We start from the raw sequence: 20,864 nt of genomic DNA on the forward strand, positions 1-20,864 counted from the left end.
GCCCGGCACCCCCGGCTCCCGCGGCGCCCCTCCACCCCCGCCCCCGGGCTCGCCGTGGGCGGCCGATTCGCCGCCGGGCTCGCCGCCAGACGACCGGCGCCCCCCGACGGGCGACGCAGCTTCGTCGTGGCCCGTCGACCCGTCCCGGTCCGGGCCTGACGCGCCCGTTCGGCCGGGGAAAGACGTCCTGCCCACGCCGGTCACCGCCCGGGGAGGGCCGGCGTCAGTGGTCCCGCCGTCCACCCCCCCGGGCCGCACGGAGCCGCCGCCCCCACCTCCGCCGCCCGCGTCTCCGGGCGCGCTCGCCCGCCTAGGCGGGGCGTCGTCGAGTGCCGCCCCGCCCCCGCCCCCACCTCCGCCCCCATCGCCCGCGGACCGGGACTGGGATGCGGCCTGGGACCTGCCCGGCGGCTCGCCTGACGAATTGCTCGACCGGCTGGCCGGACTTCCCCAGTGGCCGGACGACGTGCCCGAGCTCGACGAGCCCGGCCCACCTCCCGACGACTTCGACGACTTCGATCTGACGGCCTTCGACGACCCCAACCCGCCCCCGCCCCCGCCGCCGCCCTCGCCACCTCCCCCCGCCCTGCCGCCGGCCGAGCCCGCCGTCGACGACCCCGATTCGCTGTGGGGACCGGGGAGCGGGCCGGTCTGGTCGGTCGGGGAGCGGTCCAAAGGTGGCCCCCCCCGCCCGGGAGCGCCCGAGGCGACGCCGGGATCGACCGAGTGGGAGCGCCGGTGGGACGAGCCCATCGAGTGGGAATCGGGGGGCGACGGGCCCAGATCCCAGGCAGAGGCCCCGTGGCTCACCGTCGCCCCAGGCACCCCTCCGCCCCCGCGGATCGAGGCCGTCGTCCTCCCCCAGGCCGGGCCGACGTTCGACCTCCCGGAGCAGGCGACGGTAGCGGTCCCCATCGACCCCGAGCCCTACGGCGGCCCGGATGTGAGGGTGATCGGCTCGACGCCGTCGGCCCGGGGGGCGGCCGCCGCCCGCCGCCTGGCGGCCGTGGGTGGTGCGATCGCCAGCCCGGGCCCAGCCGTGGCCGGAGCGCTGGCCGTGGTCGACCCTCGTGAGGGCCCGGCTGTGCGCCTCGTCAAGCCCGGGAACGGGGCCGGCACCCGCCGACCCTCGGCCCCGACTCCCCCGCCTCGCGCCTTGCGGGCGGTGGGCCCGCCGCCGGCGGGCCTCGAGGCCCTGACCACGACCGGGTCGCCTGAGGGGCAGGAAGCGGGCGTGGCCGGGCGACCACCCACGGCTACGCCCCACCGCCCGCCGGTCATGGAGGCCGTAGCCGGGGGCTCAGTGGCGCTGGCCGCCAGGGCCGCGGCCGAGGAGGGAGCGCCGGAGGCCTTCCGTGACCGGTACCGCAAGCCGCCGCTGGCCGTCGTCCCCCAGCCCGGGCCACGCCAGGGCCCCATGGGGGTCGCCTGGTTCCTGGTGACGGTGGTCGCCACTGTGTGGGGCCCCGTCGCCCTCGGTGTCTGGTTGGCGGGCTGCGCGGCCGTGGCCGCCGTGCAGACGGCGGCCGTCTGGCGTGCCCGCAACGAACGGCCTCTGGTCCTGCTGGCCGGGCTGGCGGCCGCATCCCTGCCCGTGAGCGCCATCTGGGGACTGAGGGCGATGACCGGGGCCCTGGTGGCCGCGGTGATGGCGTCGCTGGTGGTCAGGCTGTTCTCACTGACCAAGGCGCCGATGCGCGACGCCGCCCTCACCCTGGCCGTGGGCGTGGCCATCGGCCTGGCCGTGGCGTCGGTGGTGCTGTTGCGCAACGTGAACGTGCACGCCCCGTTGCTGCTGCTGGTGTGTGTCGCCGCATACGACGCCAGCGCCTACCTGATCGGCGCGGGAGCGTCCAAGACGTGGGAAGGGCCGGTGGCCGGCGTCTTCATGCTCGTACCCGTCACCCTGCTGGCGGCTGTGACCCTCGTCCCGCCATTCCCGGGGGCCAGCCCCCTGTTGCTGGGCCTCATCGCCGCCGTGCTGGTGCCCTGCGGGCCACTGGCAGGCTCGGCCCTGCTGGGGGGGCGGGATGCCAAGGCGCCGGTGCTCCGGCGCCTCGACTCCCTGCTGGTGGTCGGCCCGATCTGGGCGTGGGTAGCTGCGACCCTGCTGCGCTGACCGGGGCCGGGGTCGGGCTCAGCCCTGCTTCGTGGCCCAGAAGACCTTGTCGATCTCGCCGACGAGGTCGAGCAGCTTCTGGCCGGTGGCCGGGTCCTCGGACTTCTTCGCCGCGCCGGCCGCCTTGGTGGCGTCCCAGAAGAGCTGGTGAAGCTCGGGGTGGCGGTCGGTGTGCTCGGGCTTGAAGTAGTCGGTCCACAGCACCCACAGGTGGTGCTTGACGAGGTCGGCCCGCTCCTCTTTGATCGTGACCGCCCGCTGGCGGAAGACCGGGTCGTCGGACCCCTGGTACTTCTCCTGGCACGCCTTGACCGACTCGGCCTCGATACGGGCCTGGGCCGGGTCGTAGACGCCGCACGGGAGGTCGCAGTGGGCGTGGACCGGCTCAGGCGGGCTGATCCGGTCGACGAGGGCGAACATGCGGTCGAGAACGGGCATGCCTGAGGCTCCTTCGGATCGCAGAGTGTTACGTCCCCGAACACTACTTTCCGCAGCGACCGCCGCTGTCGCCGGCCTGTTGGCCGCGGCCGTCGTGTTCGGGGTGCGGCGGGTGGAGGTCCACGGCCCGAGCATGTTGCCGACCCTCGCACCTGGTGAACGGCTGGTAGTCGTCCGGACGTGGCGGGTGCGCCCCGGGGACGTGATCGTCCTGGTCGACCCGGCCGCCCCGGACCGGGCCATCGTCAAGCGGGCCCTGGCCATCTCGGGTGGCGAGGTGACCGTGGGCGGTGACAACTCGTCGCTCAGCGTCGACAGCCGCCGGTTCGGGCCGGTCGCGCTCGACCGGGTGCTGGGGAGGGCCGCCTATCGCTACCACCCGCCCCACCAGCGGGGACGGATCGCCCGCCAGGGGGGGTTGGTACCCTGATCGGCGATGATGACCGACGAGTTGGATCGGGTGCTGGCGGCCGGGTACGTCGAGGACGTCGCCTCCCTCGACGACGCCGAGCTACGGGCCAGGCGGGCGGAATGCCAGCAGGTGGAGGCCAAGCTCTCCTACCTCCGCCGGTTGGTCCAGGGACGCCTTGACATCGTGTCGGCCGAGATCGAGCGGCGCCGCCGAGGGGTGGAGGCCGACCTGTCCGACCTCGTAGCCCGGCTGCCCGAGATCCTGGCCGACCGGTCGCGGGCCCCGGGGCCGGGGCGCATGCCCACCAACATCCAGCCGCCCGACGACGACAGCCTCACGGCCGAGCTCGACGCCATCAGCGGGCCGTCCGCCCTGGGGTCGCTGCCCGAGCTCCCCGACGAGCAGCTGACCGCCGCCGCCGACCAGCTCATGGACCTCGAGCAGCGGGTCTCCGGCCAGCGTCGAGCCGTCTTCGGGGTGATCGACACCATCCAGGCCGAGCTGGCCGACCGGTTCGGCCCGGGCCACCGGGGCTGAACCGCCACCCAGGGCCAACGATGCTCGCGTCTGCAAGCATGGTTTAGCTTGTCGGCAGTGCCCGTGGACGGTCAGAGCGACGAGACTTCGGCCCGGATGGAGCAGCTCGGTTCTTACATCCGGGCCGAGCGCCGGTCCCACCGCCTGTCGCTGCGCCGCCTCTCCGAGGCCTCGGGCATCTCCAATCCCTACCTGAGCCAGATCGAGCGGGGCCTACGCCGGCCGTCGGCCGACGTGCTCCAGCAGATCGCCCGTGCCCTCGAACTGCCGGTCGAACAGCTCTACGTGCGGGCCGGCATCCTCGAGAGCGCGTCCGACGGTGAGCTGGCCGCCCTGATCCGTCGCCAGCCAGACCTGACCGCGGACCAGAAGGAGGCCCTGGTGCGGACCTACGAGGACTTCCGCGACGCCAACCAGCGGCGCGGCTGACGGCCCCGGTCGCCATCCCGACAGAGGTAGTTCAGCTCCGCCCGCCCGTGGGCGCCGTGCCGGCCAGGCTCGGGACCTCCGGGGGCACGGGGGCGACCGGCTCGCCCCGTTCGATGCCGCCCCGTTCGATCTCGCCCCGTTCGATGTCGACGCGGGGGAGGAGCCGGTCGAGCCACCTGGGGATCCACCAGTTGCGCTCGCCGAGCAGCTCCATGGTGGCCGGGACGACCACCATGCGTACCAGTGTGGCGTCGAGGAACACCGCCAGGGCGAGGCCGAGCCCGAAGATCTTGATCTCCCGCATGTCCTCGAGCATGAAGGAGGCGAAGACGACGACCATGATGGCCGCCGCGGCGGTGATCACCCGGGCGGTCGAGGCCAGGCCGTCGGCCACGGAGGCGGTGGCGTCGCCCGTGCGCAGGTACTCCTCCCGGATGCGGGAGAGCATGAAGACCTCGTAGTCCATCGACAGGCCGAAGACCACGGCGAAGAGCATCATCGGGATGAACGGGTTGATGGGCCCGCCCTCGATGCCGATCAGCTCGCCGGCCCAGCCCCACTGGAAGACGGCCACGACGATGCCGTAGGCGGCACCGATGGACAGCACGTTCACGAGGACCGCCTTCAGCGGCACGAGCACCGACCGGAACACCGTCATCAGCAGTACGAACGACAGGGCCAGCACGGCCCCGAAGAAGATGGGCATGCGCCGGGCCAGGTAGTCGGTGATGTCGATGGCGACGGCGGCGCCGCCGGTCACCTGGACATCGAGCCCGGTCCCGCTCACCGCCCGGGGGATGACGTCGCTGCGGAGCCGGCGGACCAGGTCGGTGGTGGCCTCGTCCTGGGGTGCGGTGGAGGCGATGACACTCATCACGTAGGCGGCGGGCTGCGCCGGGTCGTCGGCCACCGGCGAAGTCACCGCTGCGACCCCCTCGGCGGCGGCCAGGGTCGCCTGCAGCCCCAGGACGTCGTCGGGCGAGTCGCCGGGGCCGGGGACGACCGTGACGACGAACGGGCCGTTGAACCCGGCGCCGAAGCCGTCGGCCAGCAGGTCGTATGCCTGGCGGGTGGGGGTGTCCTCGGGGAAGTTGCCCTCGTCGGCCCAGCCCAGTCGCAGGCTCGTGGCGGGTGCGGCCAGGACGACCAGCACGGCGGTCGCACCGAGCACCCACCGCACGGGGTGGCGCTGGATGCCCCGGCTCCAGCGGTAGGCGTAGGTGGCGGGGACGGCCTTGGCGGCCCGGCCGGGGAGGGGGCGGCGCAGCGGCCGCACGGCGACGCTGGCGACCAGCGTGAGCGCCGCCAGCCCGGCGCCGGCGGCGGCCACAGGCGCCACCCCGAGGCCGAGGCCGAGGAGGGCGACGGACGTGAACCCGGCGGCGACCAGACCGCGCCAGCGGGTGAGCTCCACCCGCTCCCGGGCGAACCCGAGCAGGGCAGGGAGCAGCGTTGTCGAGGTGATCATCGTGGCGAGAACGGTGGCGGACACGGCGATGCCCAGCCCCCCGATCCACCCGATCCCGACCAGCAGGAGCCCCAGCACCGAGATCATCACGGTGGTCCCGGCGAAGACGACGGCCCGCCCGGCCGACCCCATGGCCGCCACGGTCGCCTCACGGGGGGAGTACCCGGCGTGGAGGCCCTCCCGGTAGCGGGAGACGATGAACAGGGCGTAGTCGATGCCGACGCCGAGGCCGACCATCAGCCCGAGCACCGTGGCCTCGTTGGGAATGGTGACGACGTTGCTGAGCAGCAGGGTCAACCCGGCGCCGGCGCCGACCCCCCCGAGCGCCACGGCGATGGGCAGTCCCATGGCCAGCACGGACCCGAACGCGGCGATCAGGACCAGCATTGCGAAGGCCAGGCCGATGAGCTCGCTCTTCGGCGGCTCGATGACGGCCAGGTACTGACCACCGGCGAAGACGTCGAGCCCGTCGATGGCCGGCACGTGACCGATGATCGCCCGGCCCAGCAGGCCGGACTCGGTGTCGTCCACGTCGGCGGCGAGGTTCACCTGGGCGTAGGCGACCAGCCCGGCCAGGTGGCCGGTCCGGGCGATCTGGTCCTGACCTCGCTCGGAGTACGGCGAGACGACGGTGCCGCCGGGATGGCGCGGAACTCCCGAGTCGTCGGGGAAGCCGGCGTCCACGCGGGCGAACAGCGCTTCCATGGCAGTTCGGACTTCTGGGTCCTCGACGCCCTGGGTGGCCTTGAACACGATCGTTCCCGTCTGGCCGCCGGTGCCCAACTCGGGGAAGTGCTCCTCGAGCACGGCGTACCCGGCAGCGCTGCCCGAACCGGGCACCTGCGCGCCTGCGCCGTAGCGCGGGCCGACGGCGCCCGCCACCCCGAAGACGGCGAAGAGGGCGACGAGCCAGAGCCCGACCGCCTTGGACCGGTGGTCGAAGCACCAGCCGGCGAGCCGGCCGAGGAGAGTCGTCGGGTGCTTCCTGGCAGTCGGTGATGTCATGCGACCATCGTCTCGATCTCGCCGCCGCGCCGCATCGGCTGTCCGGCTGTTCGACGACCGACCGATCGGACGATCCGCGTCTCGTACTTTCGGCCGATCCGCCGTGCGCCCGGGTTCCTTATGGTGGGAGGGTGCTGCGCGACGGAGTTCGCTCGTTGTGGGCCGAGCCGCGTGCCCCCGGTCCCCCGGCGCGCGTGTGGCGGGACTGGGCGCTGGTCGCCGTCGCCGTCGCCGTCATGGTCCTGGAGGGCGTTCTCGTCCAGGACCTCGTGTGGCGTCTCGGCTCCGTCGCCGTCGGGCTGGCCCTGCTACCGGCGCTGCTGTGGCGGCGGAGCCACCCCCTGGCCGCAGCCGTGTTCGCCTTCGGGCTGATCGGCGTGGTGGACCTGGCGTCACTGCTCGCCGGCGTCGCCTGGCAGGGCCTGTCTGCTTACGTCGTCGTGCTGCTCCTGCCCTATGCGCTGTTCCGGTGGGGAGCCGGCCGCGAGATCGTCATCGGCGCCGCCGTCATGGCCGTGCCGACGCTGCTCAGTGGCTTCGACGAACCAGCCGACTTTCCCATCCACGCCCAAATAGGCGACGTCGCGGCCGAGAACATTGTCCTCGGAGCCCTCGTCCTGCTCACGGCCGGTGCGGTCGGCGCGGCGGTGCGTTACGCGGACAAGGACCGGCGCCGGGGGATGGACCAGGTCAAGCTGCTCGAGCGCGAGCAGCTGGCACGCGAGCTGCACGACACCGTCGCCCACCACGTCTCGGCCATCGTCATCCGTGCCCAGGCCGGGCGCGTCGTCGCCCCGACCGACCCTGATGCCGCGCTGGACGCACTCGCCGTCATCGAGCAGGAGGCTTCACGTACCCTCGCCGAGATGCGCGCCATGGTCGGCGCTCTGCGCCACGGTGAGGAGGCGGACCTCGCCCCCCAACGGGGGGTCGTAGACATCGAGGGCCTCGCCACCGACGCCGGCGACCGGCCGCATGTGGAGGTCCATCTCGTGGGTGACCTCGAACGGCTCCCGCCCTCCGTGGACGCGGCGATCTACCGGCTTGCCCAAGAGGCGGTCACCAACGCCGCCCGGCACGCCCGCAACGCCACCTGCGTGACGGTGGCGGTGTACGGCGAGGACGACTTCGTGCGCCTCACGGTCCGAGACGACGGTGACCCCGCCTCGTTCGACCCTCGGTCCCCGTCGGGCTTCGGCCTGGTCGGCATGGCCGAGCGCGCCAAGTTGCTGGGCGGCACTCTCGATGCGGGGCCGGACCGGGAACGGGGCTGGACGGTCGCCGCCGTGCTGCCCCGAGGCGGTCGCCCGTGACCATCCGGGTCGTGCTCGCCGACGATCAGGAGATGATCAGGACGGGGCTCAGGATGATCCTGAACGCCCAGCCCGACATCGAGGTCGTGGCTGAGGCGCCCGACGGCAGGGAGGCCGTGGCGCTCGCCCGCCGGCTCCGGCCCGACGTGTGCCTGTTCGACATCCGCATGCCCGGGCTCGACGGCATCGAGGCGACCCGCCAGCTCGCTGGCCCGGATGTCGCCGAGCCGCTGGCCGTCGTGGTGATCACCACCTTCGACCTCGACGACTACGTGTACGGCGCCCTCAGGGCGGGCGCCCGCGGGTTCCTGCTCAAAGACGCCGGGCCGGAGCTGCTCGTGCAAGCGATCCAGGCCGCGGCGAGCGGCGACGCGCTTATCGCCCCCAGCGTCACCGCTCGGCTCCTGGCCACGTTCTCGAAGGCCCCGACCGCAGCGCCGCGGGCGCAACCGATCGAACCACTCACCGCCCGGGAGGAAGGGGTCCTGCTGGCCGTCGCCCGGGGCCGGACCAACGCCGAGATCGCCGGTGAGCTGTTCATCAGCCTGAGCACGGTCAAGACCCACCTCGCCAGCCTGATGAACAAGCTCGGGGTCCGCAACCGCGTCGAGATCGCCATGTGGGCGCACGAGACCGGCCGGATGGGGACCTGAGACAGGGCCGCACCAGGGAAGGATCGGCCGCTAGGAGGCTGGTGTCTAGACCCTCCCCAGGCGGCCGACCGCCCCGTTCGCGGCTCGGCGACATTGCAAAGGTGCTGGTCAGGGGCAGGTCGGCCGATCGGCGCGAAGCGCCGATCGCGAAAGACACCAGCCTCCTAGGTAGGGTTGCAGCCGTCGTGCGCCACCTCGCCGTCCTGTCGATGCACACGTCGCCGCTGGCCCAGCCGGGCGCGGGCGACGGTGGAGGCATGAACGTCTACGTTCGCGAGCTGTCCTCTGCCCTGGCGCGCGCCGGCATCGACTGCGACGTCTACACCCGGTCGTGGAGGCGGGGCCTGCCCTCCACCGTCGAGGTCGAGCCCGGCCTCCGGGTCCACCACGTGCGGGCCGGGCCCCAGGCCGTCGTGGCCAAGGAGGACCTGCCCGGCCTGGTGGACGAGTTCGGTTCGGCCGTGCTCGATCTCCTGGTGACCGGCAACCGGCCCGATGTCCTGCACGCCAACTACTGGCTGTCGGGGGTGGCCGGCCACACCCTCAAGCACGAGCTGGGCCTGCCCCTGGTGTCGACGTTCCACACCCTGTCGCGGGTGAAGGCCGAGGCCACCGAGGAGGAGGAGGCCGTGCGGGCCAAGGCCGAGGGCGAGGTGATCGGCTGCTCCGACGCCATCTTGGCCTCGTCGGCTCACGAGGCCGAGGGCCTGGTGGAGCACTACGGCGCCGAACCGGGCCGCATCGAGATCGTGCCCCCGGGCGTCGACCACGAGGTCTTCTGCCCCGGCGACCGCCTCGAGGCCCGTGCCGCCCTGGGCATCGACCTTCCTCCCCGGGCACCCCTGGTGCTGTTCGTGGGGCGCATCCAGCCGCTCAAGGGGGCGGACGTGGCCGTCCGGGCGCTGGCCGCCCTGGCCCGCCGCGACGCCGTCCTGGTCGTCGTGGGCGGCCCCAGCGGGCCCGACGGGCCGGGCGAGCTGCGCCGGGTGCGAGCGCTCGTGGCCGAGCTGGGCCTGCAAGGGCGGGTGTGGTTCGTGCCCCCCCAACGCCACGAGGCCCTGCCCGCCTTCTACCGGGCCGCCGACGTGTGCCTCGTCCCCAGCCGCTCGGAGTCCTTCGGGCTCGTCGCGTTGGAGGCGGCGGCCTGCGGCACCCCGGTGGTGGCTGCGGCCGTGGGCGGGCTGTGCACCCTGGTCGACCACGGCGTCACCGGTTACCTCGTCGAGGGCCGGGACCCGGCCGCCTACGCCGAGCGGGTCGGCGCCCTGCTGTCGGCTCCCGCCCGGGCCGAGGTCATGCGCCGGGCCACGGCCGCCGGCACCCAGCAGTACTCGTGGTCGGTCACGGCCGCCCGCCTCCGCCGTCTCTACGCCGACCTGACGGTTCGTGAGCCGGTGGAGTGCCGCTGACGAGCGCCCCGGCGAGCGCCCGGGCCGGCGGCCTACAATGGGCCGTCCCACCGGCGCGGACCAGGGGGCATCGGCGCGCGTTCCGTACCCTTCTGTGTCAATCCTTGCGCGAGCTTTGACGTTCGGTTAGGGTTCCCGGCCGGGGCCCGAGGGGCGGAACTGTCCAGTCGTTCGGGGAAGTGCGGCCAGGCAGCGAGGTTCTTCGGGCCCCCGAACCCAAGTCACCGAGGATGCTTGCGCCGACGGGGGGTGCGTCGTAGGGTTCCGCCGACCAGTCGCGGCGGGGCTGCTGCAGCCAATGACGAGACCGAGGATCCACGCCCTTGCGATGATCGTCATGCTGATGTCGGCTTTCCCGACATCGGCTTTCGCCGCTGACGACGCGGACACGGTGCGGTCCAAGAAGACGGCCGCCGCGGCCCGGCTCGACGCCCTCAAGGCCGACGACGCCGAGCTAGAGGCTGCCGTCCGCACCCTCGACGCCGGCATCGCCGTGCAGAGCAGCGCCACCGACGCCGCCCGCCAGGCGGCCAGCGCAGCCATGGCCGCGGCCGACGCCGCCGCCATGCGCCTGGCGGCGACCGAGAAGAAGATGGCCGACCTGCGCACCCGGGCCTCGGCCGTGGCCGTGCAGGCCTACATCAACCCCGGGTCCGACACCTTCCTGGAGATCATGAAGGCCCGCGACATCGGCGAGGCTGGCCGCCGCCAGGCGTTCATGTCCCAGGTCGTCCAGGTGGACCGCGACGTGCTCGGCGAGCTGCGGGCCGTCCGCCAGGACCAGCAGGCCGAGCAGGCCAACCTGCTGGCCCTGCGGGAGCAGGCCCAGAACCGCAAGCAGGAGGCCACCGACCGGCTCAACGAGCTGGAGCAGCTCCGGGCCGACCAGGTCCGGCTGCGGGGCGCCCTCGACGTGCGCATCCGGGAGTACACGGCCGAAGTGGAGGCCCTGGCCCGGGAGGAGGCCAGCATCAGCGGCCTCATCCGGGCACGTGAGGCCAGCGGGGCGTCCGTCGACGGCCGGCCCCAGCTCCAGCAGGCCCGCTCGACGTCCTCCGCCGGGCTCATCTGGCCCTCGGCCGGATCGGTCAGCTCCCCCTTTGGCTGGCGCTGGGGAGCCATGCACTCGGGTATCGACATCGACTCCGGTTACGGGGCGCCCATCCGGGCGGCCAAGGCCGGGGTCGTGATCAGCGCCGGCTGGTACGGCGGCTACGGCCTGTGCACGATCATCGACCACGGCGGGGGCTTCACCACTCTCTACGCCCACCAGAGCTCGATGTCGGTGTCCGATGGGCAGAGCGTGAGCCAGGGCCAGCTGATCGGCTACGTGGGCGGCACGGGTAACGTCACCGGCCCCCACCTGCACTTCGAGACCCGGGTCGGCGGCACAGCCCAGAACCCGATGAACTTCCTGCCCTAAAGCGAAACCTGCGCGGGAATCGGGGGCGTTTCGCCCACGATTCCCGCGCAGGTTTGCGTCTGGGGGGCCGCTCCGGCCCGTCCGGCCTAGCCTGGCCGGCTGTGACCGGAGCGCGTTTGGCTGTGGTGGGGGGCGGACGGATGGGCGAGGCCCTCGTCGGCGGGCTGCTGGCGGGGGGGTGGGCGCCGGCTGGTGACCTGGCCGTGGTCGAGGTCGACCCGGGGCGGCGCCAGGTGCTGGCCGAGCGGTTCGCGGGGGTGGACGTGCGGGCCGATGCCGGGCCCTGCCAGGGCGCCGTGCTGGCCGTGAAACCAGCCGACGTGGCCGCCGCCTGCCGGGCGGTGGCCGGGGCCGGGGCCCAGCGGGTGCTGTCGATCGCGGCCGGCGTGCCCCTGGCCCGGCTGGAGGAGTGGCTCGGGGCCGCGGGAGCGCCCGGGGCGGCGGTGGTGCGGGCCATGCCCAACACGCCTGCTCTCGTCGGGGCGGGGGCCGCGGCCATCTCCCCCGGTTCGATGGCCAGGGAGGACGACCTGGTGTGGGCCGAGGGCGTGCTGGGGGCGGTGGGGATGGTCGTGCGCGTGCCCGAGGGCCTGCTCGACGCCGTCACCGGGCTGTCGGGGTCGGGGCCGGCCTACGTGTTCTTGGTGGCCGAGGCCCTGGTCGAGGCGGGTGTCCTCGTGGGCCTCCCCCGGGCGGCGGCCTCGGCCCTGGCCGTGCAGACCCTGCTGGGCGCGGCCCGCCTGCTGGCCGAGTCGGGCGAGGGCCCCGAGGCCCTCCGGGCGGCCGTCACGTCCCCCGGGGGGACCACGGCGGCCGGTCTGCGGGCCCTGGAGGCGGCCGGCGTGCGCTCGGCCTTCCTCGACGCCGTGGTGGCCGCCACCGAGCGCTCCCGGGCCCTGGGGGGCGGCTGACGGGCGCCTGAGGGGCACGATCTGGTGATCACCACTTTCCACAGCGGCCACAACTGAATACAGTCGCCCCAGGCGAAGAGGGGTGATCCAACTGGCGCAGTCACACGCACGGCCCCGGTTCCTGACCGTGGCCGAGGTGGCCGGCATACTTCGGGTTTCGACTATGACGGTTTACCGCCTGATCAAAGGTGGTCAGCTTCCCGCGGCCCGGGTGGGCAAGTCCTACCGGGTGCGGGAGGAGGACGTCGACGCCTACCTGGCCAACAGCTACACCCAAGCAGGCTGACGACCGCGCCGTGAGGCGCCTGTTCACCGGAGGCGTAGCCTGCGGACGTGGCCCCGCGCTTCGACACGGTCTCGTTCCTGTCCGACTACGGCCTCGACGACGAGTTCGTCGGGGTGGTCAAGGCCGTCATCCGAGCGATCGCGCCCCACGTCACGGTGATCGACGTCACCCACGCCGTCGCCCCCCACGATGTGCGGGCCGGCTCGCTGGCCCTGGCCCGCGCCATCCAGTACCTCCCGCCCGGGATCGTGCTGGCCGTGGTCGACCCGGGCGTGGGGAGCGACCGGCGGGCCATCGCCGTCGAGGCCGGTGGCCAGGACGGTGACGAGGGGCCGGCGGCCGTGTTCGTGGGCCCGGACAACGGTCTGCTGGCCTCGGCCGTGGCCCTGGCCGGAGGTGCCCACCGGGCGGTGTCGCTGACCAATACCGACTACCACCTCGAGGCCCCCGGCCCGACGTTCGCGGGACGCGACGTGTTCGCCCCGGTGGCGGCCCACCTGGCCCTGGGCGCCGACCTGGAGGACCTGGGCGAGCTGGTGGACCCCTACTCCCTACTGCCCGCTATCGTGCCCCTCACCCGCCAGGAGGACGGTGCCCTGGTGGGCGAGGTGCTCTGGGTCGACCGCTTCGGCAACGCCCAGCTCAACGTGGGCCCGGACGAGATCGAGGCCATGGGGGACAGGGTGATGATCAAGATCGGCGACAAGCCCCCCCGGGTGGCGCACCGGGTGACCACCTACGCGGCCCTGGCGACGGGCCAGGTCGGCCTGGTCGTCGACTCCTACGGGCTCATGGCGGTGGCCCTCAACCGCCGGTCGGCGGCCGACGAGCTGCGCATCGGCTCGGGCGACGCCGTCGCCCTCGAACCCGCTCCCTGATGCGCCCGGCCACCACGATCGTGCTCGCCCTGCTACTGGTGGCCATCCTGGCCGCCGCCATGATCCAGCTCCTGCTCCTGGCTTGATCGGGCGAACCCGGGCCGCGATCAGAAGAGCGAGGCGCACAGGCGGCTGATCTCGCGTTCGAGCGAGTTCAGGCCTTCGACTTTGCCCACGCACAACGAGACCCCCGCTTGGCGGGCCTGCTCCTCGAGCTCGTCGTCGACGAAGGCGGTGTAGAGCACCACGATCTGGTCGGGACGCTGCTCGCGGATCCGCCGGGCGGCCGTCAGCCCGTCCATCAGCGGCATCCGGTAGTCCATCACCACGACGTCCGGATCGGCGTCGCCGACCACCTCCAGGGCGGCCGCCCCGCCCGACGCCTGGCCCACGACGTCGAACCCGTCGAGCTCCAACATGGCCGTCAGCATCCGAACCACGTGGGCCGTGTCGTCGACGACCATGACGCGGATCCGGCGGGACATTGTGCCGAGGCTACCGAGGCCGGCCGCCGTTCGTGGTCAGGAGTCGCTGGACAGCGTCTTGACCTGCTGCACCATCTGGGCCACCAGGATGGGCAGGCCGCCCGGGCTGGCCTCAGCGGCGGCCGTCACCGGCTCGGGAACGGTAGTTGTCGTCGTCGTGGGCTCCGGCTCGGGCTCGGGCTCGGGGGGCGGGGGAGGGGGTGCGACGGTGGTCGGGGGGGCCGTGGGCCGCGGTGCGGGCGGCGGCGGAGGCGGAGGCGGCTCGGGCGCCGGTTCGGGCGGAGGCGGCGGAGGCGGCGGAGGCGGCGGGGCGGCGGCCGCCACCTTGAGGAAGTTCTGCACGACCCACACGGTCCCGCCCGTCTGTACGACGCCGATGCCCACCAGGCCGTACTCGCCGTTGACCATGTTGGTGTAGTGGCCGGGGCTGTTGACCAGAGCCTGGTGCACCACGTCGACCGACGGGCCCATGCCCACGTTCTCGGCCAGCATCCGCCAGTCGTAGCCGGCGGCCTCGACCTGGCCCCGGTAGTTGGGATTGTGGGAGATGGCCCCGTTGGACGCCATCGTCTGGGCCCAGCTCCGGGCGATCGAGGACAAGGTGCCGTCGAGCTGGAGGGCGGGGGAGCCGACCCCGGCCCGCACCGAGTTGGTCAGCGACAGCAGCCGGGACTCGTCGGCGCTGGCGGCCACCGCCGAGGTGGGGAGCACCAGCAGACCGGCGACCGACACGACCAGTGCCAGTGCCATGGCTACGGCGGAGCGTTGCCTCCTGCCCATTTCTGGCTCCCTAGTGCGATGAGTGATGCGATTGTCACTTTCAGTGTTGGGATCGGCGCGTGGCGGGGAAACCTTGAGGGTTACCGGGGGGCTAGAATGCAGACCTCCGGTGGCGGTCGCCCGGGGTCACCCCGGGCCTTTGTGAACACGCTCACGAAGTCCTAGAATTGGGGGGAACGCCGCGGCAAGCCTGTTGTCCCAGGCCTGCCCGGGAAGGAGACATCGAAATTGCCCGCCTCCCATAACGGGTCGGCGCCAGGCGACGGGGCCTGGTCGGCCGGCGCCGACGAGCCCGGTGACCCCACACCGGTGCCGGCTGCGATGGGCGCCCCCGCCCTTGGGAGCTCGGCACCGGACGGCTCCCCCCCCGAGGCGCCGGACCTCGACGAGCCGGACCTCGACGAGCCGGACCTCGACGAGGCGGCCGAGGTGGTGGACGACGAACCGAGAGTGGGTCGGCGCATCCCTGAGGCCACGGTGGCCCGGCTGCCCGTCTACCTGCGGTCGTTGGTCGAGGTGGCCGAGGCCAAGACGGTCACGATCTCGTCCGAGCGGCTGGCCGAGATGGCGGGTGTGAACGCCGCCAAGGTCCGCAAGGACCTGTCCTATCTCGGCTCCTACGGCACACGCGGCGTGGGCTATGACGTCGAGTACCTCCTGTTCCAGATCAACCGGGTGCTGGGCCTGACCCAGGACTGGCCTGTCGTGATCGTGGGCGTCGGCAACCTCGGGAGCGCCCTGGCCAACTACCGGGGCTTCTCGGCCCGAGGTTTCCGGATAGTGGCCCTCGTCGACAGCGACCCGAGCAAGGTCGGCCTCCGGATCGGCGGCGAGGTCGTGCGTTCCCTCGACGAGCTGCCCGAGATCGCCGCCCGGGACCACATCGCCATCGGCATCATCGCCACCCCGGCCGGTTCCGCCCAGGACGTGGCCGACCGCCTGGTGGCCGCTGGCGTCCGCTCGGTCCTCAACTTCGCCCCAGCGGTCATCTCGGTCCCGCCCTCGGTGTCGCTGCGCAAGGTGGACCTGTCGATCGAGCTGCAGATCCTGGCCTTCTACCAGCAGCGTGACGGCGCTCCGGTGGTGCCGGCCACGGCATGAGCCGAGCGGCCGCCGTCCCGTCCTACCCGGTCAACCTGATCGTCGACGGCCGCCCGTGCCTGGTCGTCGGGGGCGGACCGGTGGCCGCCCGCAAGGTCGAGGGCCTGCGGACGTGCGGGGCCGAGGTCCACGTGGTGGCCCCGTCGATCAGCGACGCCGTCCGTTCCCAGCCCGGGGTGACGTGGGAGCAACGGCCCTACCGTCCCTCCGACCTCGTCGGCCGCCGCCTGGTCATCGCGGCCACCGACGACGCCGAGGTGAACGCCTCGGTGTTCGCCGACGCCGAGGCCGCCGGGGTGTGGGTCAACGGGGCCGACGACCCCGAGCACTGCACGTTCACGCTGCCTTCGGTCCTGCGCCGGGGCGGGCTCATGGTCACGGTCTCGACCGGGGGCCGCAGCCCGGCGCTGGCGGTCTGGTTACGGGAGCGGCTGGAGCACGAGGTCGGCCCGGAATACGAGGTGCTGCTCGACCTGTTGGCCGAAGAAAGAGACCAGATCAGGGCCACCGGGAGGTCTTCGGAGGACGTCGATTGGCGCCGCGCGCTGGAGTCCGACATGCTCGTTCTAATCCGATCGGGTGACCTAACCCGCGCCAAGGAGCGGTTGCACACGTGTCTGTCGTCGTCGTCGGCCTGAGCCACCGCACCGTCCCGCTCGACTTGCTCGAGCGCATGGCGGTGCCGGCCGACCGCCTGCCCAAGGCCCTGGGAGACCTGGCCGCCCGTCCGTTCGTGACCGAGGCCGTGCTGCTGTCGACGTGCCACCGCACCGAGGCCTACGTGGTGGCCGAGAAGTTCCACGGGGCCATGGCCGACATCCGCCACTTCCTCTCCGAGCTGGCCTTCGTGGCCCCCGAGGAGTTCTCCGACCACCTCTACAGCTACCACGACGAGTCGGCTGCCGCCCACCTGTTCGGTGTCACCGCCGGGCTCGACTCGGTCGTGCTGGGCGAGAGCCAAGTGCTGGGCCAGGTGCGCGACGCCTGGGAGGTGGCCCGCCAGGAGGGCGTGGCCGGCACCAACCTGGCTCACCTGTTCAGGCACGCCCTCGAGGTCGGCAAGGCGGCACGGGCCGAGACCGGTATCGGCCGGGGGGTCACGTCGCTGTCCCAGGCGGCCGTGGCCATGGCCGGCCGGCGGCTCGGGGGCCTGACCGGGCGTTCGATCCTGGTGGTGGGCGCCGGCAAGATGGGCGAGGGCATGGTGGCCGACCTGGCCGAGACCCACCGGCCGGCCGAGGTGCTCATCGCCAACCGCACATGGGAGAAGGCCGTCCACCTGGCCGCCCGGGTCGGGGGGCGGGCCGTCCCCATGGACGGGCTGGCCGCCACCTTGGCCGAGGTCGACCTGGTCTTCACTTCGACGGCCGGCACCGACGTGATCGACCATGACTCGCTGGCCCCGACCGTCCAGGACCGCCAGGGCCGCCCGCTGCTCATCGTCGACCTGGGCATGCCCCGCAACGTCGACCCCGGCGTCCGGCGCATCGACGGGGTCACAGTCCTCGACCTGGCCGACCTGCGGGGCTTCGTGAAGGTGGGCCTAGACCAGCGCCGCAAAGAGGTCGAGCCCGTGCGGTCCCTGGTCGCCCAGGAAGTAAGCCGCTGGCTGGAGGCGACGACCGCCCGGGGCATGGCTCCCACCGTGACCGCTCTCTACGAGCGTGGTGAGCAGGTACGCACGGCCGAGCTGGAGCGCTTCCGGGCCCGGCTGTCGGGCCTCGACGCCCGCCAGCAGGCAGCCGTCGAGGCCCTGACCAAGGGCATCGTGGCCAAGCTGCTCCACGACCCCACCGTCCGGCTCAAGGAGTCGGCCGGTTCGGCTCGGGGCGAGCGGCTGTCCACCGCCCTGCGGGAGCTGTTCTTCGGGACCGGCTCCGAGGGCTGACCCGGCCCCTCCGGTGGCCGCTGACGACCAACGGGCCCTCGCCGGCCACCCCCTGCGGGTCGCCACCCGGGGCAGCAACCTGGCCCTGACCCAGGCCCGGCTGGTGGCCGCCCTGCTGGCCGAGGTCGCCGAGGTCGAGGTCGAGCTGGTGGTGGTCGAGACGCTGGGTGACCGCCGCACCGACACGCCTATCTCCGCCCTGGGGGGCCAGGGCGTGTTCGTCAAGGAGGTCCAGGCGGCCGTGCTCGACGGCCGGGCCGACCTCGCCGTCCACTCCGCCAAGGACCTTCCGTCGACGCCCACCCCAGGGCTGGTGATCGCGGCCGTGCCCGAGCGGGCCGACCCCCGCGACGCCCTCGTCGGTTCGACCCTCGACGGCCTGGCCCCCGGTTCGCTGGTCGCCACCGGTTCGGTCCGCCGCCGGGCCCAGTTGGCGTGGCTGCGGCCCGACCTGACCTTCACGGGGCTGCGGGGCAACATCGAGACCCGCCTGGCCAAAGCCCCCGCCTACGACGCCATCGTGGTGGCCGCCGCCGCCTTGGCCCGGCTCGGGCGCCTGGAGGACGTGGCCGAGCTGCTGGCTCCCACGGTGATGGTGCCCCAGGTCGGCCAGGGCGCGCTGGCCGTCGAGTGCCGGGAGGACGACGACCGGGCTCGGGCCGTCCTGGCCGCCGTCGACCACGGGCCGTCGCACCGGGCGGTGGACGCCGAGCGCGCCTTTCTGGCCACCCTGGGCAGCGGCTGCGACCTGCCCGTCGGGGCCTACGCGGTGCTCGCCGCCGGGCCCGCCATCCCCACTGGGACCACCGGGCCCGCCGGCGAGCGCGCCGGGCCCGCGGGCGAGCGTGCCGGGCCCGCCGCCGGGCCAGGCCCCGCCGTGCTCACCGCCGACGGTACCGGGCCTGCCGCCGGGCCAGGCCCCGCCGGGCCAGGGCCCGCCGTGCTCACCGCCGACGGTGCCGGGCACGCCGTGCTCACCGCCGGTGGTGAGCTATCGCTGACGGGCCTGCTGGCCGGGGTTGACGGACGGCTCGTCCTGCGCCACACGGCCACCGGGACGGACGGGCCGGCTCTGGGCCGGGCGGTGGCCACCCATCTGCTGGACAAGGCCGGGGGCCGGGCGCTCATCGGTGAAGGGCGCTGGAGCCCGCCCGGGCCCGGGCTGGCGCCGTGACCGGCCCGGGACCTCGGTCCCTCAGACCGAGTGGTGGGCCCGAGGTCCTTACATGACGGTCTACCTGGTGGGCGCCGGCCCCGGCGACCCGGGCCTGCTCACCCGCCGCGGGGCCGAGGTGCTGGCCAGGGCCGACGTGGTGGCCTACGACCGCCTGCTCGACCTCTCGCTGCTCGACCTGGCACCCCCCGAGGCCGAACTGGTGGACGTGGGCAAGTCCCCCGGGGGGCCCATCAACCAGGAGGGCATCAACGCCCTGCTCGTGGAGCGGGGCCGGGCCGGGCTCGAGGTCGTGCGCCTCAAAGGTGGCGACCCGTTCGTGCTGGGCCGAGGTGGCGAGGAGGCGGCCGCCCTCCTCGAAGCGGGCGTGCCCTTCGAGGTCGTGCCGGGCGTCACGTCGGCGGTGGCCGTGCCCGCCTACGCGGGGGTCCCGGTCACCCACCGGGGGCTGTCGACCTCGTTCACGGTCGTCACCGGTCACAGCCGCCACGCCACCGACACCGACGTCGACTGGGCCGCGCTGGCCAGGGCAGGGGGCACCCTGGTCGTGCTCATGGGCATGGCCCACCGCCACGAGATCGCCCAGCGCCTGGTAGCCGGCGGGCTGGCGCCGTCCACGCCGGTGGCGGCCGTGCGCTGGGGAACGTTCCCGGGCCAGCACACCGTGCGCTCCACCCTGGCCGGCCTGGCTGAGCTCGACCTCGAACCGCCCGTGGTGCTGGTGATCGGCAAGGTGGCGGCCCTCGACCTGGCGTGGTTCACCCCCCCCGACCCGCGGGACCTCCCCCTGGCCGGCCGCCGGGTCGTGGTGTGCCGTGCCCGCCACCAGGTGTCGGGCCTGGCCGAGCGCCTGCGCGCCCTGGGGGCCGAGGTCGTGCGGGTGCCGGTGATCGACATCGCCGGGCCCGGCGACGGCGGGGACGCCCTGGCTGCGGCCGCGGCCTCACTGGCGGCCGGGGACCACGACTGGGCGCTCTTCACATCGGCCAACGCCGTCGACGCCCTGTTCGCCCACCTGCGCGACGCCCGTGATCTGGCCGGTGTACAGGTCGCAGCCGTGGGCCCGGGGACGGCTTCGGCCCTGGCCGCCCGGGGGGTGGTGGCCGACCTGGTGCCGGCCACGTCGGTGGCCGAGGCCCTGGCCGCGGCCGTCGTCGAGGCCACCGACGGTCAGCCCGCCAGGGCCCTGCTGCCCCAGGCGGCCGCCGCCCGCCCGGCCCTGGCCGAGGGCCTGCGGGCCGCGGGCTGGCAGGTGACGGCGGTGGAGGCCTACCGCACGGTGGCCGCCGTCCCGCCCGCCCACCTGCTGGAGGCAGCCGCCTCCGCCCACGCCATCGCCTTCACGTCGGCTTCGACCGTCGACGCCTACCTCGAGGCCGCCGGCCCCGGCCGCCTACCGCCAGTTGTCGTGTGCATCGGCCCGGTCACCGCCGAGGCCGCCCGGCGCCAAGGGCTGGCCGTGACCGCCACAGCCGCCACCCACGACCTCGACGGGCTGGCCGCCGCCCTCGTCACCACCCTGACGCCCCCACCACCCTGACGCCCTCCGCGGCGGGGGCTACCAGCCCTCATCGTCGTCCGCGATGTCGCCCCGCAACAGCTCGACATCGGCCAGGTGGCGCAGGGCCTTGCTCCTCCGTTGGGCCGGGTCGCGCGCCGCCCGTTCCTTCATGGCGATCAGGTCCTCGACGATGGCCACGGCCACGTGCGTGCCTTCGATGCCCACCGGCCGGGCGCGCTCGACGATCTGATCGAAGGCCGGGTCGAATGCCAACTGCACAGGCTCTCCGTTGGGGTGGCGGAAGTTGACGCTGTGGGCGTGCTCCCCCCGCAGCTCGAACCCGGCGCCCACCAAGGCGTCCACCACCGACGGCCGGGAGTAGCTAGTGGGAACGGCGAGGTCGACGTCCAGCGTGGCCCTGGGCACCCCCGACCGCGCCCCCACGGCGGTCCCCCCGATCAGGGCGCACCGCACGCCGGCTGTCTCCAAGGCGGCCACGGCGTCGCGCAGGGCTGTCAACTGGTCCCCGGGGCTCACCCCGGGGCCGCCGATGGAGCGTTCACGAGCGGTGAGGGCGGATACCCGCCGTAGCGAGATGGATGCATCCTCTGACACCCACCACGCTACCGCCGGTCCAGCCCCGGGGGGCCTACC

At 73.7% G+C, this 20,864-nt stretch carries 21 protein-coding genes; 16 read left to right on the top strand and 5 right to left on the bottom strand.

Going from position 1 to position 20,864, the window contains the following annotated elements; all coding sequences use genetic code 11:
• The first annotated feature begins 424 nt into the window (after positions 1-424).
• Complete coding sequence (locus AB1673_14345) at positions 425-2,119, top strand: phosphatidate cytidylyltransferase (protein MEW6155144.1); 1,695 nt, start codon at positions 425-427, stop codon at positions 2,117-2,119.
• Between the two features lie 18 nt (positions 2,120-2,137).
• Here the strand turns inward: AB1673_14345 and sodN are convergent, their stop codons facing one another.
• Complete coding sequence (gene sodN / locus AB1673_14350) at positions 2,138-2,539, bottom strand: superoxide dismutase, Ni (GenBank protein MEW6155145.1); 402 nt, start codon at positions 2,537-2,539, stop codon at positions 2,138-2,140.
• A 43-nt stretch (positions 2,540-2,582) separates the two neighbouring features.
• Between sodN and sodX the strand changes: the two genes are divergently transcribed.
• The 3 genes from sodX to AB1673_14365 are packed head-to-tail and all read left to right on the top strand — an operon-like array spanning position 2,583 to position 3,935.
• Positions 2,583-2,987 carry a nickel-type superoxide dismutase maturation protease gene (gene sodX, locus AB1673_14355; GenBank protein MEW6155146.1) on the top strand — a complete coding sequence of 135 codons (405 nt, stop codon included), beginning with the start codon at positions 2,583-2,585 and terminating at the stop codon, positions 2,985-2,987.
• Between the two features lie 6 nt (positions 2,988-2,993).
• A complete protein-coding gene (locus AB1673_14360; protein MEW6155147.1) occupies positions 2,994-3,506 on the top strand; it encodes an aerial mycelium formation protein in 513 nt (170 codons plus the stop codon).
• A 57-nt stretch (positions 3,507-3,563) separates the two neighbouring features.
• Positions 3,564-3,935 carry a helix-turn-helix transcriptional regulator gene (locus AB1673_14365; GenBank protein ID MEW6155148.1) on the top strand — a complete coding sequence of 124 codons (372 nt, stop codon included), beginning with the start codon at positions 3,564-3,566 and terminating at the stop codon, positions 3,933-3,935.
• A 31-nt stretch (positions 3,936-3,966) separates the two neighbouring features.
• On the opposite strand, the gene AB1673_14370 is transcribed toward AB1673_14365, so the two are convergent.
• Positions 3,967-6,408 carry an MMPL family transporter gene (locus AB1673_14370; protein ID MEW6155149.1) on the bottom strand — a complete coding sequence of 814 codons (2,442 nt, stop codon included), beginning with the start codon at positions 6,406-6,408 and terminating at the stop codon, positions 3,967-3,969.
• Positions 6,409-6,539: 131 nt separating this feature from the next.
• Between AB1673_14370 and AB1673_14375 the strand changes: the two genes are divergently transcribed.
• The 7 genes from AB1673_14375 to AB1673_14405 all read left to right on the top strand — a co-directional run bounded on the left by AB1673_14375 (position 6,540) and on the right by AB1673_14405 (position 13,281).
• Positions 6,540-7,721: a sensor histidine kinase gene (locus tag AB1673_14375; protein ID MEW6155150.1), complete on the top strand. Its 1,182-nt coding sequence runs from the start codon at positions 6,540-6,542 to the stop codon at positions 7,719-7,721.
• Positions 7,718-8,374 carry a response regulator transcription factor gene (locus AB1673_14380; protein ID MEW6155151.1) on the top strand — a complete coding sequence of 219 codons (657 nt, stop codon included), beginning with the start codon at positions 7,718-7,720 and terminating at the stop codon, positions 8,372-8,374. The genes AB1673_14375 and AB1673_14380 overlap by 4 nt, the downstream gene beginning before the upstream one ends.
• A 185-nt stretch (positions 8,375-8,559) precedes the next feature.
• Positions 8,560-9,783, top strand: coding sequence for a glycosyltransferase (locus AB1673_14385; protein MEW6155152.1), 1,224 nt, complete (start codon positions 8,560-8,562; stop codon positions 9,781-9,783).
• Between the two features lie 298 nt (positions 9,784-10,081).
• Positions 10,082-11,206 carry a peptidoglycan DD-metalloendopeptidase family protein gene (locus AB1673_14390; protein ID MEW6155153.1) on the top strand — a complete coding sequence of 375 codons (1,125 nt, stop codon included), beginning with the start codon at positions 10,082-10,084 and terminating at the stop codon, positions 11,204-11,206.
• Between the two features lie 140 nt (positions 11,207-11,346).
• The gene (gene proC, locus AB1673_14395; GenBank protein ID MEW6155154.1) at positions 11,347-12,117 is read left to right on the top strand and encodes a pyrroline-5-carboxylate reductase; all 771 of its coding nucleotides are present in this window, start codon (positions 11,347-11,349) and stop codon (positions 12,115-12,117) included.
• Positions 12,118-12,199: 82 nt separating this feature from the next.
• Entirely contained in the window at positions 12,200-12,403 is a 204-nt protein-coding gene (locus tag AB1673_14400; GenBank protein ID MEW6155155.1) for a helix-turn-helix domain-containing protein, read from the top strand.
• Positions 12,404-12,450: 47 nt separating this feature from the next.
• The gene (locus tag AB1673_14405) at positions 12,451-13,281 is read left to right on the top strand and encodes an SAM-dependent chlorinase/fluorinase (GenBank protein MEW6155156.1); all 831 of its coding nucleotides are present in this window, start codon (positions 12,451-12,453) and stop codon (positions 13,279-13,281) included.
• Between the two features lie 107 nt (positions 13,282-13,388).
• On the opposite strand, the gene AB1673_14410 is transcribed toward AB1673_14405, so the two are convergent.
• Both AB1673_14410 and AB1673_14415 read right to left on the bottom strand, forming a co-directional pair.
• Entirely contained in the window at positions 13,389-13,766 is a 378-nt protein-coding gene (locus tag AB1673_14410) for a response regulator (GenBank protein MEW6155157.1), read from the bottom strand.
• Between the two features lie 36 nt (positions 13,767-13,802).
• Positions 13,803-14,546: a CAP domain-containing protein gene (locus AB1673_14415; protein MEW6155158.1), complete on the bottom strand. Its 744-nt coding sequence runs from the start codon at positions 14,544-14,546 to the stop codon at positions 13,803-13,805.
• A 228-nt stretch (positions 14,547-14,774) separates the two neighbouring features.
• On the opposite strand from AB1673_14415, the gene AB1673_14420 reads away from it, so the two are divergent.
• From AB1673_14420 to cobA, 5 genes are read left to right on the top strand one after another with little or no spacing between them, the layout of a single operon-like run.
• Complete coding sequence (locus AB1673_14420; GenBank protein MEW6155159.1) at positions 14,775-15,647, top strand: redox-sensing transcriptional repressor Rex; 873 nt, start codon at positions 14,775-14,777, stop codon at positions 15,645-15,647.
• Positions 15,644-16,285 carry a bifunctional precorrin-2 dehydrogenase/sirohydrochlorin ferrochelatase gene (locus AB1673_14425; GenBank protein ID MEW6155160.1) on the top strand — a complete coding sequence of 214 codons (642 nt, stop codon included), beginning with the start codon at positions 15,644-15,646 and terminating at the stop codon, positions 16,283-16,285. Before AB1673_14420 ends, AB1673_14425 begins: the two co-directional genes overlap by 4 nt.
• Complete coding sequence (hemA, locus tag AB1673_14430) at positions 16,261-17,535, top strand: glutamyl-tRNA reductase (GenBank protein ID MEW6155161.1); 1,275 nt, start codon at positions 16,261-16,263, stop codon at positions 17,533-17,535. Before AB1673_14425 ends, hemA begins: the two co-directional genes overlap by 25 nt.
• A gap of 13 nt (positions 17,536-17,548) precedes the next feature.
• A complete protein-coding gene (gene hemC, locus AB1673_14435) occupies positions 17,549-18,709 on the top strand; it encodes a hydroxymethylbilane synthase (GenBank protein MEW6155162.1) in 1,161 nt (386 codons plus the stop codon).
• 52 nt (positions 18,710-18,761) lie between these two features.
• Positions 18,762-20,249 (top strand): uroporphyrinogen-III C-methyltransferase, encoded by a 1,488-nt coding sequence (gene cobA, locus AB1673_14440; protein MEW6155163.1) that lies wholly within the window; start codon positions 18,762-18,764, stop codon positions 20,247-20,249.
• Positions 20,250-20,267: 18 nt separating this feature from the next.
• Here cobA and AB1673_14445 read toward each other — a convergent pair whose 3' ends face one another.
• The gene (locus AB1673_14445; protein MEW6155164.1) at positions 20,268-20,825 is read right to left on the bottom strand and encodes a nucleotidyl transferase AbiEii/AbiGii toxin family protein; all 558 of its coding nucleotides are present in this window, start codon (positions 20,823-20,825) and stop codon (positions 20,268-20,270) included.
• Positions 20,826-20,864: the final 39 nt, after the last annotated feature.

This window comes from Actinomycetota bacterium, from assembly GCA_040754375.1.
In the GTDB taxonomy this organism is placed as follows: domain Bacteria; phylum Actinomycetota; class Acidimicrobiia; order Acidimicrobiales; family AC-14; genus JBFMCT01.